Genomic DNA, 14,614 nt, shown 5'->3' with positions numbered 1-14,614 from the left:
GACCTGCACGGGCGGGGACAGTGAGAGCCCCGCCCGGCGCATGCCTGTTCCTCGCCGTCGTCGTCATCGTCCAGGTCGACGGCGTCCGGGTCGCGCAGGGGCCGCAGCCCGTCGACCGGCTGCGAGGCGGTGAAGCTATAGCGGCCCAGCACATTGAGGCTCCGGTGCTTGAGCGGCGAAAGCCGGGCCACGTCCTCGTCCCGGATCTCATGGCCCTCGGCGCGCAGCTGGGCGACTGCGGCGTCGATGTACCGCGTCGTCCACAGCACCACGGCGTTCAGGACCAGGCCGAGCGAGCCGAGCTGGTCCTCCATCCTGTCCTTGGAGCTTGTGGCGGGATTCCTGGACGGTGAGCTCTTTGTGCATCTGGCGGCGGTAGGTGTCGTCGACCGGGTCGACGACGGCAAGCAGGTGCAGGGTCTTGGCGAAGCAGGTCGGGCAGGTCGATCTTCGGGAGCATCTTCTCGACCCGCTTGCGCAGCCAGTCCAGTGACTTCGGCTCACCGAGCGCGTGGAGCTTTTCCACGTTCAGTTTCGCGCGTCCGCCTGGCTGCACCTCGACGCCGATCTTCGCGTCGGTGCCGGCCTCTTCGAGGCGCTCGGCCATCTGCTTCCACGTCGCGTCCAGCACCTCGATCAGCTCCCCCAGGCGCTGTGCGGCGTTCTCGTCCAAGCTCAGGCCCGCCAGGACGTCCTCGCGCACCGCCTCCCAGCCCTTGCCCTGAAGCAGGCGAGCACGAGGGTCGGACCAGCGATGCGAGGGGGAGGCCAAGACATCGCGGCGCTTGAGGGCACGGAACGGCTGCTCCAGCCACGCACACCACGTACGCGTCGCGGTCCACCGCCCCCTCCGGCAGGTCCGCGTTCGCGCGTACACCGCCTTGCGCCAGTGCGGCGGCACCAGCTTGTCGTCGATCTCGCGCGGCAGCAGCGGCTTCTCGCTCACCTTCCGCCGTGAGAGGGCCGGGAGCCGCCGCACCCCGGTCAGGACGCGCATCCCGCCGGTCACCGCGCCGAGCGCCGAGGTCTCGCCCAGCAGCGACAGGAAGGGCTTGACGGTGTTGTAGCGCAGCGCCAGCGCCCCGCGCAGCGCGGTCTCGGCCGTGTCGTCGTTCTCCGGCACCAGGCTCACCACCGTAGCGGCCGCGCTGGAGAGCGCGGCCCTCGGCGCGACCTCCTCCAGCGCCCGCCACAGCGCGGCCACGTCCACATCACAGCGGTGAGCATCGCCGTGCGCTTGGGCTCACTGGTCCGCTCCAGCTCCGAATACCGCCTGCCCTCCGGCGTCTTCAGCGTTGCCACCAGGTCCCCGGGCAGCGCCGCATCCGCCCGCCGGGCCGCCTTGGCGACCGTTGTGTGCAGCCGCCGGTCCGCGATGACGCGGACCTGGGCGACCTGCCGGGGCCAGCACGCTCACCCCCGGCAGCGGCACCCGGTGCCTGCGCAGCCAGCCCACCGCGTGATCGAACAACGCCTTCGGACCCTCCGCGTGCGCCGTCCACGCCCGCCCGTGCAGGAACGCCCGGAACTTCCGCCCCCGGTCGTGGTCCTCGTACTGGTGGTAGCCGTACGCATCGCGGATCTCCCGTGCGTGGTCGTACACCGTCTGCCGCCGGTCCGTGTACCGCTGGCACACACGAGGCGTCCTCGATGCCCAGCTGCCCGGCCAGGTGCTCCACCACCGGCCACGGCACATACGCCGCGGCCTGTTCATCAGTTGAAAGCTCCACCGGCATGCGGCGGACGTAACGGCTCAGCGGTTCTCGCCGGGCACCCACAGCACGTCGCCAACCTCCTTGTTGGCCACCCGGGCCAGGATGAACAGCAGGTCGGAGAGGCGGTTGAGATAGGTGGCGGTGAGCGGGTTCATGGACTCCGCGTACTCGGCGAGCGCCGCCCACGTGGAGCGCTCGGCCCGGCGTACGACGGTGCACGCCTGGTGCAGCAGGGCCGCACCGGGTGTGCCGCCGGGGAGGATGAAGCTGCGCAGCTTCTCCAGCCCTTCGAGGAAGAGGTCGCAGTCCGCCTCCAGCTTGTCGATGTAGCTCTGCTCGACGCGCAGCGCCGGGTGCGGGGGGTTCTCGACCACCGGGGTGGACAGGTCCGCGCCCACGTCGAACAGGTCGTTCTGGACGCGGACCAGCACGTTGACGATCTCCGGGCGGAGCGCCCCCAGCGCGATGGCCACCCCGATCGCGGCGTTCGCCTCGTTCGCGTCGGCGTACGCGGCGATCCGCGGGTCGGTCTTGACGGTGCGGCTCATGTCGCCGAGGGCCGTGGTGCCCGTGTCCCCGGTACGCGTATAGATGCGGGTGAGTCTGACCATGTCTCCGAGCCTACGCGCGGTACGTCGCCGGCCCTACGCGCCGGCCTTGCGGAACACCCGGGTGCCGACCGTCATGGAGACGGCGCACAGGGCGAGTCCGACCAGTGCGCCGAGGCCGACCGTGTCCCAGCCGTAGTCCCCGACATACGCGGCGCGCACCGCGTCCACGAGGTAGCGGAACGGCACACAGCGCGAGACGGTGTCCAGCCAGCCCGGCGCCAGGGCCATCGGCAGCAGGACGCCGGACAGCAGCATCGCGGGCATGTTGACCGTGCTGACGACCGGGGCGAAGCCCTGCGGGCTGTCGACCCGCATGGCCAGGGCGTACGACAGCGAGGCCAGCGAGATGGTGAGCAGGCCGACGAAGACGAAGCCGACGACTACCCCGAGCACCGGTGCGCGCAGCCCCAGGGCGACGCCGACGACCACCAGGACCAGCGACTGGACCAGCAGCTGGACCACGTCCTTGAGCGCTCGGCCCAGCAGCAGCGCGAGCCGGCTGACCGGGGTGACCCGCATCCGCTCGATCACCCCGAACTGCTTCTCGACGAGGATGCCGAAGCCGGAGAACGCGGCGCTGAACAGGCCGAGCTGGATGAGCAGTCCGGGGACCAGCGTCTGCCAGGAGTCGCCCTCGCCGCCGAGCGGGACGTCGTGCAGCAGCGGGCCGAAGAAGACGAGGTAGAACATGGGCTGCAGCAGCCCGAAGACAACGCCGACCTTGGAGTTCAGGGCCTGGCGCAGATAGCGGCCGAAGATCAGGCCGGTGTCGGAGAGCAGGTTGGACACGGCGGAATCCTCCTGGGCGGTCAGACGGTGAGAGGGGCGGTGTCGGGCTGTGCGGCTCCGCGCCCGGTGATGGCGATGAAGGCGTCCTGGAGGGTGGCGTCGGGCGACCCGCCGTACTCGGCCTTGAGGGCGGCGGCGGTGCCCTCGGCGACCACCGTGCCGCGGTCGACGATGACCAGCCGGTCGGCCAGCGCCTCCGCCTCGTCGAGGTAGTGGGTGGTCAGGAAGACCGTCATGCCGTGGCCGGCGCGCAGCCGGCGGATCAACTCCCACAGATCGGCCCGGCTGCCCGGGTCGAGCCCGGTGGACGGCTCGTCGAGGAAGAGGACCGCGGGCCGGTGGGTGAGGCCCATGGCGATGTCGAGGCGGCGGCGCTGTCCGCCGGACAGGGCGCCGCACTTGCGGTCCAGCAGCTCGGTGAGGCCGAGTTCGGCGGCGAGTTCCTCGGCGCGCGCGGCTGCCTCCGTCTTGCCGAGCCGGTACAGGCGCCCCTGGGTGACGAGCTCCTCGCGGACGGAGACGGACGGGTCGACGCCGCCGGACTGGGCGACGTACCCGATCTTCCGGCGCACCCCCGCCGGGTCGCCAGCGAGGTCGTATCCGGCGACGGTCGCGGCCCCGCCGGTCGGGGGGAGCAGCGTGGTGAGCATGCGCAGGGTCGTGGTCTTGCCCGCGCCGTTGGGGCCGAGGAAGCCGAGGATCTCGCCCGGCCGGACGGTGAGATCGATGCCGCGGACGGCCTCGACGGGGCCGTGCTTGGTCTGGAAGGTCCGGGCGAGCCCGGCCGTGCTGATGACTGGCATGCGCCTAGAAAAGCAGGGTCTCTTAAAGTTTGCAATGACCCCAAAAATTGAAAGGCTCCATCGAAGCTAGGATGAGGGCATGGCGGAAGGACTCAGGGAGCGGAAGAAGCGGCAGGTCAAGCAGCGCATCTCGGACATGGCCACCGGGCTCTTCCTGGAGCACGGCTTCGATGCGGTCACGATCGCCGCGGTCGCCGAGGTCGCCGACGTCTCGGTCAACACCATCTACAACTACTTCCCCGCCAAAGAAGACCTCTTCTTCGACCGCGAGGAGGAGGTCGTCGAGCGCCCCTCGGTGCTCGTCCGCGAGCGCGCGGCGGGCGTGTCCGCGGCGCGGGCGGTGCTGGACCGGCTGCGCCGGGACATCGCGGAGCGGGACCCGTACGCCGGCATGGATCCGGGCTATCCACGCTTCATGCAGGTCGTCCAGGAATCGCCGACGCTGATGGCCCGGGTGCTGCGGATGCAGGGCAGGACCGTCGACCGGCTCGCCGCCACCCTGCGCGAGGAGACCGGCGCCGCCGCGGACGATCCGACACCCGAGTTCATCGCCCACCAGCTCGTCGGCATGCAGAACGCCGTCCACCGCAGCATCGGCCGCGCCCAGGCCGAGGGCGGCACCCCCGAGCGGATCTCCGCGGAGCTGCTGCGGCAGATCGACGTGATGGAGTCGCTCCTCAGCGATCGCGTGCTCAACTATGCGGTGAAGAACACACCGTGACTCGCCTTACTAGGGGCTGCCAGGAGAGGTGAACGGGCGTTAAGGTCCGGCCAACGGCGTCAGTTACACAACGTACGAAAGGACGTGGACGTGGCCAGGAAGCTCGCGGTCATCGGGGCCGGACTCATGGGATCCGGCATCGCGCAGGTCTCTGCCCAGGCGGGCTGGGACGTCGTGCTCCGTGACGTGACCGACGAGGCGCTGCGCCGCGGGACGGACGCCATCCGCGCCTCGTACGAGAAGTTCGTCACCAAGGGCAAGCTGGACGCCGAGGCCGCCGAGCAGGCCCTGGCGCGCATCACCACCACGACCGACCTGGAGGCCGCCGCCGACGCGGATGTCGTCGTGGAGGCCGTCTTCGAGAAGATCGAGGTCAAGCGGGAGATCTTCCGCACCCTGGACGGCCTGGTCAAGGACGAGACGATCCTCGCCTCCAACACCTCCGCCATCCCCATCACCAAGATCGCGGCGGCCACCGAGCGCCCCGAGCGGGTCGTGGGCACCCACTTCTTCTCGCCCGTGCCGATGATGCAGCTGTGCGAGCTGGTGCGCGGGTACAAGACCAGCGACGAGACCCTCGCCGCCGCACGGGAGTTCGCCGAGGGCGTCGGCAAGACCTGTATCGTCGTCAACCGCGACGTCGCGGGGTTCGTCACCACCCGTCTGATCTCCGCGCTCGTCGTCGAGGCGGCCAAGCTGTACGAATCCGGGGTGGCCACCGCCGAGGACATCGACATCGCGTGCAAGCTGGGCTTCGGCCATGCGATGGGACCCCTCGCGACGGCCGACCTGACCGGCGTGGACATCCTGCTGCACGCCGCGGAGAACATCTACACCGAGTCTCAGGACGAGAAGTTCGCGCCGCCGGAGATCATGCGCCGCATGGTCGACGCCGGTGACATCGGACGGAAGAGCGGCGGCGGGTTCTACCCCTACTGACCCGACCCGCCCGCACGGCGATCCTGCCCCTGTCGCGCATCTCAAACACAATCAGGGGCAGGTGCACCCTTGCGGGTGAATTCGGTATCGGTTCGCTTACAAGCGGCAACTTCACCGCATGAGACACAGTCAGTTCGGTAGACCAGACTGACTCATGGGAGACAGGGGGCACCTCCGAGCGGTAGCCGGGGGAGCACCATATTGGGGAGCGCATATGCACATCAGGGGCGACCACACCGAGCTCGCCGTCGGGGGTCGACTCGACGTTCGGAGCGCGGCGGACGCCCGTACGGCCTTGCACACCGCCCTGGAATCCGGCGGTGGGGACCTCGTACTCGACCTGACCGAGCTCGACTCCTGGGACGCCACCGGGCTCGGCGTGATCATGGGGGCGCACCGGAAGGCCGGCCGAGCGGGCCGGCGGCTGGTCCTGCGCGGGGTGCCGCCCCAGATGCAGCGGCTGCTGGTGGCCACCCGGCTGCACCGGATCCTGGCCATCGAGGGCGGGCTCGAAGCGGAGTCGCTGCCGCGGGTGTGAGCGCGGGCTGCCGCCTGGTGCGAGGGCCGGCGGTGTGCTGATGGTGGGTGTGTCGCTGCCGCGGGTGTGAGCGCGGCGCGCGGGCTTCCGGGGCGGCGCGAGCCCGCTCCCCGTCGGTGGATACTGTGGGGAGATCTAGGTTCGGTAACTCCGCCGGACACGATTTCCCTTCGGCGGGCACCGCACCGGAAGCGACGGCAAGGCGAGCGTGCGGACAGGCCGGAAGCTTGGGACAACGCCACGCACCTGGGGGGCTTTCACCATGGATCCGACGAACCGCAGACCCGAAGAGCACGGCCGCGACACCCCGCCCCCGCGCCCGGCGGAGGGCGGCAGCCCCACACCCGCGCCCGTGCGCACCGTCAAACTGGTCTCCGGCGACTACCTGCTGACGATCAATCCGGTCGACGGCAGCGAGATAGAGCCCTGCCCGCCCGGCGAGCGGCCCGCCCGCCCCGAGCGCCGCGGCCCCCACGAGCGCGCCGAGCTGCGCCGGGCCGCCGCGCCGCCGCTGCCCGCGGGCGCGGTGGCCTTCGAGGTGCCGATACTGGAGCGCGAGGACGAGCGTGAGCGGCTGGCCCGGCTGCTCGCCCGCGGCCGGTCGGTGCGGGTCACCGGGCCGTCCGGCGCGGGCCGCAGCACGCTGCTCGACGCCGTCGCCGCGGACTGCGAGGACCTGGCGCCCGACGGGGTCGTACGCCTCTCCGGCTACCGCCGCACCGCCACCGACCTGCTGCACGAGCTGTACGCCGCCGTCTACCGCGCCCCCCTGTACCGCCCCGGCCGCGCGGAGTTGCTGGCGGCGGTCGCGGAGATCGGCGCGGTCGTCGTGCTGGACGACATCGAGTTCGGCGGCACCGCGCTGGACGAGTTCCTGGACGCGACGCCCGAGTGCGCCTTCCTGATCTCGGCCACCCCCGCCGTCGCGGCCCCGTCCACCGAGTCGCACCTCGAAGAGGTCTTCCTCTCCGGGCTGAGCCGCACCGGGTCCCTGGAACTGCTCGAACGGGCCGTACGGCGTCCTTTGGCGGAGGACGAGCGGAGCTGGGCCGCGGACCTGTGGTTCGAGTCCGAGGGGCTGCCGCTGCGGTTCATCCAGGCGGGAGCGCTGCTGCGGCAGCGCGACGCGCTGCGGGGCGAGCGCCGGCCCGCTGAGGCTTCGGGCCCGGCTGAGGCTTCGGGCTCTGCCGGGGCTGCAGGCTCCGCTGAGGCTTCCGGTTCTGCCGAAGCTTCAGGCTCCATCGGGGGGTTCGGCTCCGCCCAGGACTCCGCCCCCGGCGCGGACCTGGCCGACGACCTGGTCGCGGCGGGCGACGCCTCCGCAGAGGCCGGCGTGCGGGACAGCATCCCGTTGCCGACGCTCGCCGAGGGCGCGGCCCCGGTCGCGCTGATCGCCTCCCGGCTGAGCAAGGCGGCCCGCGACACCCTGCGGTTCGCGGTCGCGCTCGGCGGCGAATGCCCGCACCAGACGCATCTGCCCGCGCTGGCCGGGGACACCCATGCCGATGCGGCGCTCGGCGAGCTGATCGCCGGCGGTCTGGTCACGCCCGCGGGATCGCACTACCGGCTGGCGGTCGGCGTGGCCGACCAACTCGCCGCCAGCGGCTACGCGGACGGGACGGCCGAGCGGGCGGGCGCCGTCGCCCGGCACTACGCCTGGTGGGCCGGCCACCCCTCGGTCGCCCCGGAGCGGGTCGCCATCGAGGCCGACGCGATCCTCACCGCGATGGCCGCGCTGGTCGCCGTCCGCGAGGCGGGCCGCGCCGAGAGCGCCGTACTGCTGGCCCGCAGCGCCACCCCCGCCTTCGCCGCCGCGCTCCACTGGGGTGCCTGGGAGCGCGCCCTGCGCCACGGCCAGGAGGCCGCACGGCTGGCCGGACAGGTCGCGGAGGAGGCGTACTTCCACCACGAGCTGGGCGTCCTCGCGCTGTGCACGGGCCATCTGGACCGGGCGCGGGCCGAGCTGGAGGCGTCCATCGGGCTGCGCGGCGTGCTGGCCGACAAGCGCGGCACGGTCGCGGGCCGACGCGCCCTGGCCCTGGTCACCGACCGCTCCGGCGGCCCGGTGGCCCCCGGCGTCTTCGCCGCGCCCGGCGGCCGTACGACGGCGGGCGAGGAGGTCACGGAAGCGCGCCACGACGAGTCGGCCTCCCCGCCCGGCGGGGTGTCCGCACGGCAGCGGGACCCGGCCGACACCGAGATCACGGTCGTCACGCGGCGGGTCGAGACGACCGAGCGCCTCAGCCGCACCGACGTGCTTGCCGCGCTCGGCACCGGCGGCGGGCCGGGCGGCGGCACCGGCGGCGCGAGCGGCAAGGCCGGTGCGCGCGGTGCCGGCGGCCGGGGCGGCGGTCATGGCGGCGGCAGGACCCCGCTCGGCCGCCGCTTCGCGGCGCTCACCGGCGCCCGGCGCAACCTGGTCGCGGCGGGCGCGGGCGCCCTGCTCGTGGCCGCCCTCGGCACGGTGGTGACGCTCGGCGTCACCTCGGGCGACGGGGGCAAGGGCTCCGCCGACACCGTCAAGCCCGGCCAGTCGTCCTCCCGTGAGGCCGACGACAAGGGGCTGACCGCCGACGAGCCCACGAGCGGCGCGGGCGAGAGCCAGCAGCCGGGCCCCAGCGGCGTCTCCGGGGCGCCCACGTCCCCGTCCACGCTCGGCAGCGGCTCGCCCAGCGCCTCCGAGAGCCCGACCGCCCCGTCGTCCAGCGGCGAGGCGTCGCCGACGGCCAAGCCGACGACCCCGCCGTCGTCCGGGTCCACCTCGCACACCCCGACCCACCGCCCGACGACGACGCCGCCGACCACCCCCACCACCAAGCCGCCCACCACGCCGCCGACCACCCCGCCCAGCACCTCCACCACGAGCCCCGGAGGCGGCACCACGACCACGGCCAGCGGTCCGGCGACCACGGCGAGCGGCTCCGCGTCGACCGACCCGGCCTCGTCGGCCTCGTCGGTGAGTGTGCCTACGTAAAGACACGGAGGCCCGAGACAGCGCCGTGCGCTGTCTCGGGCTCAAAAGGGCAGGTCTCAGAACAGTCGCAGCTTGTCGTCCTCGATGCCGCGCAGCGCGTCGTAGTCCAGGACGGCGCAGCCGATGCCGCGGTCCGTGGCGAGCACCCGCGCCTGGGGCTTGATCTCCTGTGCCGCGAAGATCCCCTTCACCGGGGCCAGATGCGGATCGCGGTTGAGCAGTTCGAGATAGCGGGTGAGCTGCTCCACACCGTCGATCTCCCCGCGCCGCTTGATCTCCACCGCGACGGTGCCGCCGTCGGCGTCCCGGCAGAGAATGTCCACGGGGCCAATGGCAGTGGGGTATTCACGCCGAATAAGCGTCCAGCCATCGCCAAGTGTCTCGATGCGGTCGGCCAGCAACTCCTGCAGATGGGCTTCCACGCCGTCCTTGATCAGACCGGGGTCCACCCCGAGTTCATGCGAGGAGTCGTGCAGCACTTCCTCCATGGTGATGATGAGCTTCTCGCCTGCTTTGTTCACCACCGTCCACACATCGCCGTCGCCTTCTTTGAGGGTGCACGGCGGAGACATCCAGTTGAGGGGTTTGTAGGCCCTGTCATCCGCGTGGATGGAGACACTGCCGTCGGCCTTGACGAGGATCAGACGGGGTGCCGAGGGGAGGTGGGCGGTGAGCCGGCCGGCGTAGTCCACGGAGCAGCGGGCGATGACGAGACGCATGGTCGGCAACGCTACTCGACGGCGGGTGGCCTACGCGATTCGTCTGATGACGAGCCCCTTCAGGGGTGGCTGGTTGTGCACGCATTCTCCTGGTGCGGCCACAGTGGCCGAATTACCGTTGAAGCGGGCGGTCGTCATGCGGGTACGCTCCGTCGCCGTCCGCCCATCCGTCCCTGAGACCCCCGTCACGGGGGTCGCGAGAGGAGAATCCATGTCGCTCGACGTCTCACCGGCCCTCCTTGCACAGGCCGAGCGAGGCGAGGTCGACGAAGCCGACTTCGTCGACTGCGTCCGGAACTCCCTACCTTACGCATGGGAGATGATCAGCTCTCTGGTGGCCCAGTTGAAGGTCGACGGCGGGGAATTCGCCGACAACCAGACACCGCCGCCGGACGAGCAGGCCCGCGGTCAACTGCTGCGGGCACTCGCGAGCGACGCGATACGCGGCGCGCTGCAGCGCCACTTCGGGGTGCGGTTGGCCTTCCAGAACTGCCACCGAGTGGCGGTGTTCCCGTTGGACGCGTCGGCCGACGAGAGACTGGCCCGCTTCACCTCGGCGCGCGGGCAGCTGCTGAACCAGTCACCCGAGCTGCGCGACTGCTGACCCGGCTTCCGCTGCCGCTCCACGAGGGGGAGGTGCCCAGCGCCGCATCAGCCAAGGTTTGCCCCGCTCGCCGCCCTGGCACGGCCATCTGCTGCGTTGCCCAATCGGCCGAGTAGGCCCGCCCCCAGCCTTCGGCCGGGCGGTGCCCCCGGAGGCCCATCCGGCGCCTTGCAGCTGACCGCACCAGGACGCCTCGCTACCGGGCAAACCTTGACTGACGCGGCACTAGAGCGCGCAGGACTCCGGCACAGGAGGTCTTCAGCGCAGGAGCGGCAGCACCTCGGCGCCCAGCCGACGCACATTCTCCTCCGTGGCCGCCAGATCTCCGGAGCCCTCGACCAGCAGCGCGAAGCGGCGGATGCCGGTGCGCTCCGCCGTCGCCGCCAGCCGGTCCGCGCACAGCCGGGGCGGCCCGACCGGGTGCAGCCCGCACAGCAGCTCGGCATAGGCGAGCGGATCGCGCATCCGGCGCGGTCGTCCGTCCACCGTCACATGGGCGTCAAGCCCCTGGCGCAGCCAGCCCGGCATGGCCTTGAGGAGGGTCTCCGCGGCTTCAGGGCGCGCGTCCGCGATCTGCACCACCCCCGCCGAGACATGCTCTTCCGACACCGCCGCGACGTCCTCCGGGGAGCGGCCCGCGGCCAGCGCGGTTTTCCGCCACAAGCCGACCGCCTCGGCTTTCTCGTCGTCCCCGCAGTGCATCCCCAGCATCATGGGCAGTCCGCGCTCGGCGGCCAGCCGCACGGTGCCCGGTGAGGTACAGGCCACGATCACCGGGGGACCGGACGCCGCCCGCCCGCCCGGCCTCCCGCCGATCGCCGCTTCACCGCCCAGCGCCTCGTCGGGCCGGGGCACGACCGGCACCTCGCGGAAGACGAACCGGTCCCCGGCCGCGCCCACCCGTGGCTCGCACAGCCAGCGCAGCAGCAGGTCCAGCGACTCGGGGAAGTCCCGCTCGTACGCCCGCAGACCGGTGCCGAACACCTCCAGGTCCACCCAGGGCCCGCCCCGGCCGACGCCCAGCGTGAAGCGCCCCCCGGAGACGAGGTGGAGCAGCGCGGCCTGCTCACCCAGCGCGACGGGATGCGCGGTCGGCAGCACGCTCACGGCCGTGCCGACGCCTATCGTGCTGGTACGCCCGAGCAGCAGCGCGGCGAGCGTCACCGCGGACGGACAGACGCCGTACGGAACGAAGTGGTGCTCGGCGAGCCACACCGCGTCCAGCCCCGCCGCTTCGGAGAGTTGTGCGGACCGTACCGCCCGGTTCAGCGCCTCCCCCTGGCCCTGACCCGGGAATTGAGCGGCGAGGATGAAAGCCCCCACGCGCATTGCCATCTGCCTCCTCTTGCGGCCATCGCCGCCACCACGGGCACCCCCCCGTATAGGCATTAACGCTTGACACGTGCCAAGGGCACGGCTTGGCAAGAAGTTTTCATGATGATCGGAGGACGGCTGTGGACACGGCTTTTCGGGACCGTGACGGTAACGCGTACGCTGGTCACAGTCAGTAGCTCCCAGCGTCCTTCGAGGTGCCCCGTGTCTCCACGCCGAAACCGCCCGCGAGGCGGCGAGAAACCGATCGGCAGCCCAGACGAAGACCGCGCGGACCGCTATGGGCTGGAGTCGACGCAGAGCTGGCGGGGCGAGGAGTGGGTGGTGCGCCAGGTCGGCGGTGGCGCCGCCGCCAAGCACTACCGCTGCCCCGGCTGCGACCAGGAGATCCCGCCCGGTGTGCCGCATGTCGTGGCCTGGCAGCAGCACAGCGGCGTGGACGACCGCCGCCACTGGCACAAGTCCTGCTGGAACGCGAGAGACCGCCGGAGCGCGAAGCTCCAGCGGTCCCGTAACGCACCGAAGTATTAGCCGAGGTATCAGCGGATCCGGCCGGGCAGCGGCCTGGCGCACGCGTCTGTCACACGTCGCGCTTCTCCAGCAGCGCGTACGCCCCGATGAGCGCAGCGGCCGTGACCCCGGCCAGCAGCCCCAGCTGCGACCAGCCGGTCCCGAGCTCGTCGTCGATCTGGAAGAGCGCGGCCAGCGAGTTGGGCGAGGAGTACTTCTGCATCTTCTCGCCCAGAGTGTGCATGCTGCTCGACATCATCAGGAAGGCGGGGAGGATCGCGGGCAGCAGCACCACACCGAGCATCGCGGTGATCGCCCCGGCGGAGTGCCGCAGCATGCTGCCCACCGCGAGCGAGAGCAGCCCGAGCAGCGAGACATACAGCCCGGCCCCCAGGGTCGCCCCGAGGAGCTGCTTGCCGGTCGGCTCCATGACGTCCGGCCCGCTGTGCATCCCCGAGCTCGCGAAGGCCACCAGCGCGAGCGCGGCGGTCGTGGTCACGAAGGACACCAGGAAGAAGACGATGGCCTTCGCGGTCAGCACGCGCGAGCGCTGCGGCGAGGCGGTGAAGGTCGTGCGGATCATCCCGGTGCCGTACTCGGACGAGACGACGAGCACACCGAGCGTGACGATGCACAGCTGGCCGAGGAGCGTACCGAACAGACCGGGGATGGTGGTGGGGGTGGTGGAGTAGTCGCTGTCCTTGGTGCCCGAGGCCACGAGCAGCCCGATACCGACGACCAGCGCGCCCATGACGCTCAGCGTCCAGATCGTCGAGCGCACCGTCTTGATCTTGGTCCACTCGGAGGTGATCGCGTGACCCAGGTGCGTACGCCGGATCGGGATCGGCGAGGTGTACCCGGCGGGGGCGGAGGCGTAGGCCTGCTGCGGTGCGCCCTGCATGCCCGGCTGCTGGGCCTGCTGGTGGGGTGCGTGCTGCGGCGCCTGCTGCGGCGCGGCCTGCATGCCCGGCGCACCCGGCACGCCCGGCTGCTGGGGCGGCTGCTGAGGTGCGTGCTGGGGCGGCTGCGGCGGGGCGGACGGCTGGGCAGCCTGGGACTGCTGCTGGTAAGGGGTCGTCATCGGGCGTCCTCGCTGTCGCGCTTGTTCATGTCGGCGGGGGCCGGCGCGGCGGCCGGAGCGGGGGGAGCGGCCGGCGGCTGCGCCGGGGCGGCGGGCTGCTGCGGCGTGCCCTGCCCGACGAGGGGCTGCTGCGGCTGCCAGAAGGCCTGACCCGGGGCCGCCTGACCCGGCGCGGGCTGACCCTGGGGCGCGGGCGGCGGGTTGTAGCCCGGCATGGCGCCCGCGGGCGGGTAGCCGCCGGGCGCGCCGCCCGCGGCCGGCGGGGCATAGCCGTACGGCCCGCCCTGCGGGGCCATGCCCGGTACGGCCTCCTGCAGCCCCGCCCGCTGGTCGGCGGTCGAGCGGTAGTCCACGGCGCCCTGCGTCATCCGCATGTACGCCTCCTCCAGCGACGCCTGGTGCGGGGAGAGCTCCCACAGGCGGACGTCCGCCCCGTGGGCCAGGTCGCTGATCCGCGGCAGCGGCAGCCCGGTCACCCGCAGCGCGCCGTCCTGCTCCGGCAGCACCTGCCCGCCCGCCTCGCTCAGCGCGGCCGTCAGCTTCTCGCGCTGGTCCGGCTCCCCGTCGGGCGTGCGGACCCGCGCGAAGTCCGCGGAGTTGTAGGAGATGAAGTCCTTGACGCTCATGTCGGCGAGCAGCTGCCCGCGCCCGATCACGATCAGGCGGTCGGCGGTCAGCGCCATCTCGCTCATCAGGTGGCTGGAGACGAAGACCGTGCGGCCCTCGGACGCCAGCTGCTTCATGAGGTTGCGGACCCACAGGATGCCCTCCGGGTCCAGGCCGTTGACCGGCTCGTCGAAGAGCAGCACCTGCGGGTCGCCCAGCAGCGCGGCCGCGATGCCCAGGCGCTGCCCCATGCCCAGCGAGAACCCCTTGGAGCGCTTCCTCGCGACGCTCTGCAGCCCGACCACGCCCAGCACCTCGTCGACCCTGCGGGCCGGAATGCCGGACAGCTGGGCCAGGCACAGCAGGTGCTGGCGGGCGCTGCGGCCGCCGTGCACGGCCTTCGCGTCGAGGAGGGCACCCACCTGACGCGGGGCGTTGGGCAGCCGGCGGAAGGGGTAGCCGCCCACCGTGACATGGCCCGCGGTGGGCTCGTCGAGCCCCAGGATCATGCGCATCGTCGTCGATTTGCCGGATCCGTTGGGTCCCAGGAAGCCGGTGACAGCGCCTGGCCGCACCTGGAACGACAGGTTGTACACGGCCGTCTTGGCGCCGTAGCGCTTCGTCAGGCCGACTGCCTCGATCATGCTCCGCCCCTCGTGCGATGCGTCCGGA

13 protein-coding genes and 1 pseudogene are annotated in these 14,614 nt (G+C 72.0%); 6 read left to right on the top strand and 8 right to left on the bottom strand.

Features of this window, described 5'->3' with window-relative positions; translation table 11 throughout:
* Positions 1-47: 47 nt before the first annotated feature.
* The 4 genes and pseudogenes from PV419_RS53195 to PV419_RS06900 all read right to left on the bottom strand — a co-directional run.
* Positions 48-1,694, bottom strand: a pseudogene (locus tag PV419_RS53195) (DUF4158 domain-containing protein); the annotation flags it as partial.
* A gap of 59 nt (positions 1,695-1,753) precedes the next feature.
* Positions 1,754-2,326 (bottom strand): cob(I)yrinic acid a,c-diamide adenosyltransferase, encoded by a 573-nt coding sequence (locus PV419_RS06910; protein WP_319686841.1) that lies wholly within the window; start codon positions 2,324-2,326, stop codon positions 1,754-1,756.
* A 33-nt stretch (positions 2,327-2,359) separates the two neighbouring features.
* The gene (locus tag PV419_RS06905; RefSeq protein WP_319686840.1) at positions 2,360-3,115 is read right to left on the bottom strand and encodes an ABC transporter permease; all 756 of its coding nucleotides are present in this window, start codon (positions 3,113-3,115) and stop codon (positions 2,360-2,362) included.
* Between the two features lie 20 nt (positions 3,116-3,135).
* A complete protein-coding gene (locus PV419_RS06900; protein WP_319686839.1) occupies positions 3,136-3,918 on the bottom strand; it encodes an ABC transporter ATP-binding protein in 783 nt (260 codons plus the stop codon).
* Positions 3,919-3,997: 79 nt separating this feature from the next.
* On the opposite strand from PV419_RS06900, the gene PV419_RS06895 reads away from it, so the two are divergent.
* From PV419_RS06895 to PV419_RS06880, 4 genes are all read left to right on the top strand, one after another.
* Complete coding sequence (locus tag PV419_RS06895; protein ID WP_319686838.1) at positions 3,998-4,639, top strand: TetR/AcrR family transcriptional regulator; 642 nt, start codon at positions 3,998-4,000, stop codon at positions 4,637-4,639.
* Between the two features lie 90 nt (positions 4,640-4,729).
* Complete coding sequence (locus PV419_RS06890; protein WP_319686837.1) at positions 4,730-5,578, top strand: 3-hydroxyacyl-CoA dehydrogenase family protein; 849 nt, start codon at positions 4,730-4,732, stop codon at positions 5,576-5,578.
* A gap of 214 nt (positions 5,579-5,792) precedes the next feature.
* A complete protein-coding gene (locus PV419_RS06885) occupies positions 5,793-6,116 on the top strand; it encodes an STAS domain-containing protein (protein ID WP_319686836.1) in 324 nt (107 codons plus the stop codon).
* A gap of 262 nt (positions 6,117-6,378) precedes the next feature.
* Entirely contained in the window at positions 6,379-9,090 is a 2,712-nt protein-coding gene (locus tag PV419_RS06880; RefSeq protein WP_319686835.1) for an ATP-binding protein, read from the top strand.
* A gap of 56 nt (positions 9,091-9,146) precedes the next feature.
* Here the strand turns inward: PV419_RS06880 and nucS are convergent, their stop codons facing one another.
* Positions 9,147-9,809, bottom strand: a complete 663-nt coding sequence (gene nucS, locus PV419_RS06875; protein WP_319686834.1) for an endonuclease NucS — start codon at positions 9,807-9,809, stop codon at positions 9,147-9,149.
* A 211-nt stretch (positions 9,810-10,020) separates the two neighbouring features.
* On the opposite strand from nucS, the gene PV419_RS06870 reads away from it, so the two are divergent.
* Positions 10,021-10,413, top strand: a complete 393-nt coding sequence (locus PV419_RS06870) for an SCO5389 family protein (protein ID WP_319686833.1) — start codon at positions 10,021-10,023, stop codon at positions 10,411-10,413.
* Between the two features lie 258 nt (positions 10,414-10,671).
* Here PV419_RS06870 and PV419_RS06865 read toward each other — a convergent pair whose 3' ends face one another.
* Positions 10,672-11,742 carry an LLM class flavin-dependent oxidoreductase gene (locus PV419_RS06865; RefSeq protein WP_319687538.1) on the bottom strand — a complete coding sequence of 357 codons (1,071 nt, stop codon included), beginning with the start codon at positions 11,740-11,742 and terminating at the stop codon, positions 10,672-10,674.
* 207 nt (positions 11,743-11,949) lie between these two features.
* On the opposite strand from PV419_RS06865, the gene PV419_RS06860 reads away from it, so the two are divergent.
* Entirely contained in the window at positions 11,950-12,276 is a 327-nt protein-coding gene (locus PV419_RS06860) for an ATP/GTP-binding protein (RefSeq protein ID WP_319686832.1), read from the top strand.
* A gap of 49 nt (positions 12,277-12,325) precedes the next feature.
* Here PV419_RS06860 and PV419_RS06855 read toward each other — a convergent pair whose 3' ends face one another.
* Positions 12,326-13,336: an ABC transporter permease gene (locus PV419_RS06855; protein WP_319686831.1), complete on the bottom strand. Its 1,011-nt coding sequence runs from the start codon at positions 13,334-13,336 to the stop codon at positions 12,326-12,328.
* Positions 13,333-14,586: an ABC transporter ATP-binding protein gene (locus tag PV419_RS06850; RefSeq protein ID WP_319686830.1), complete on the bottom strand. Its 1,254-nt coding sequence runs from the start codon at positions 14,584-14,586 to the stop codon at positions 13,333-13,335. The genes PV419_RS06855 and PV419_RS06850 overlap by 4 nt, the downstream gene beginning before the upstream one ends.
* Positions 14,587-14,614: the final 28 nt, after the last annotated feature.

It is taken from the genome of Streptomyces sp. ME19-01-6 (genome assembly GCF_033793745.1).
Classification (GTDB): Bacteria; Actinomycetota; Actinomycetes; order Streptomycetales; family Streptomycetaceae; genus Streptomyces.
Note: the sequence above shows the minus strand (reverse complement) of the source record. Positions and strands in the feature narration are given on the sequence as shown.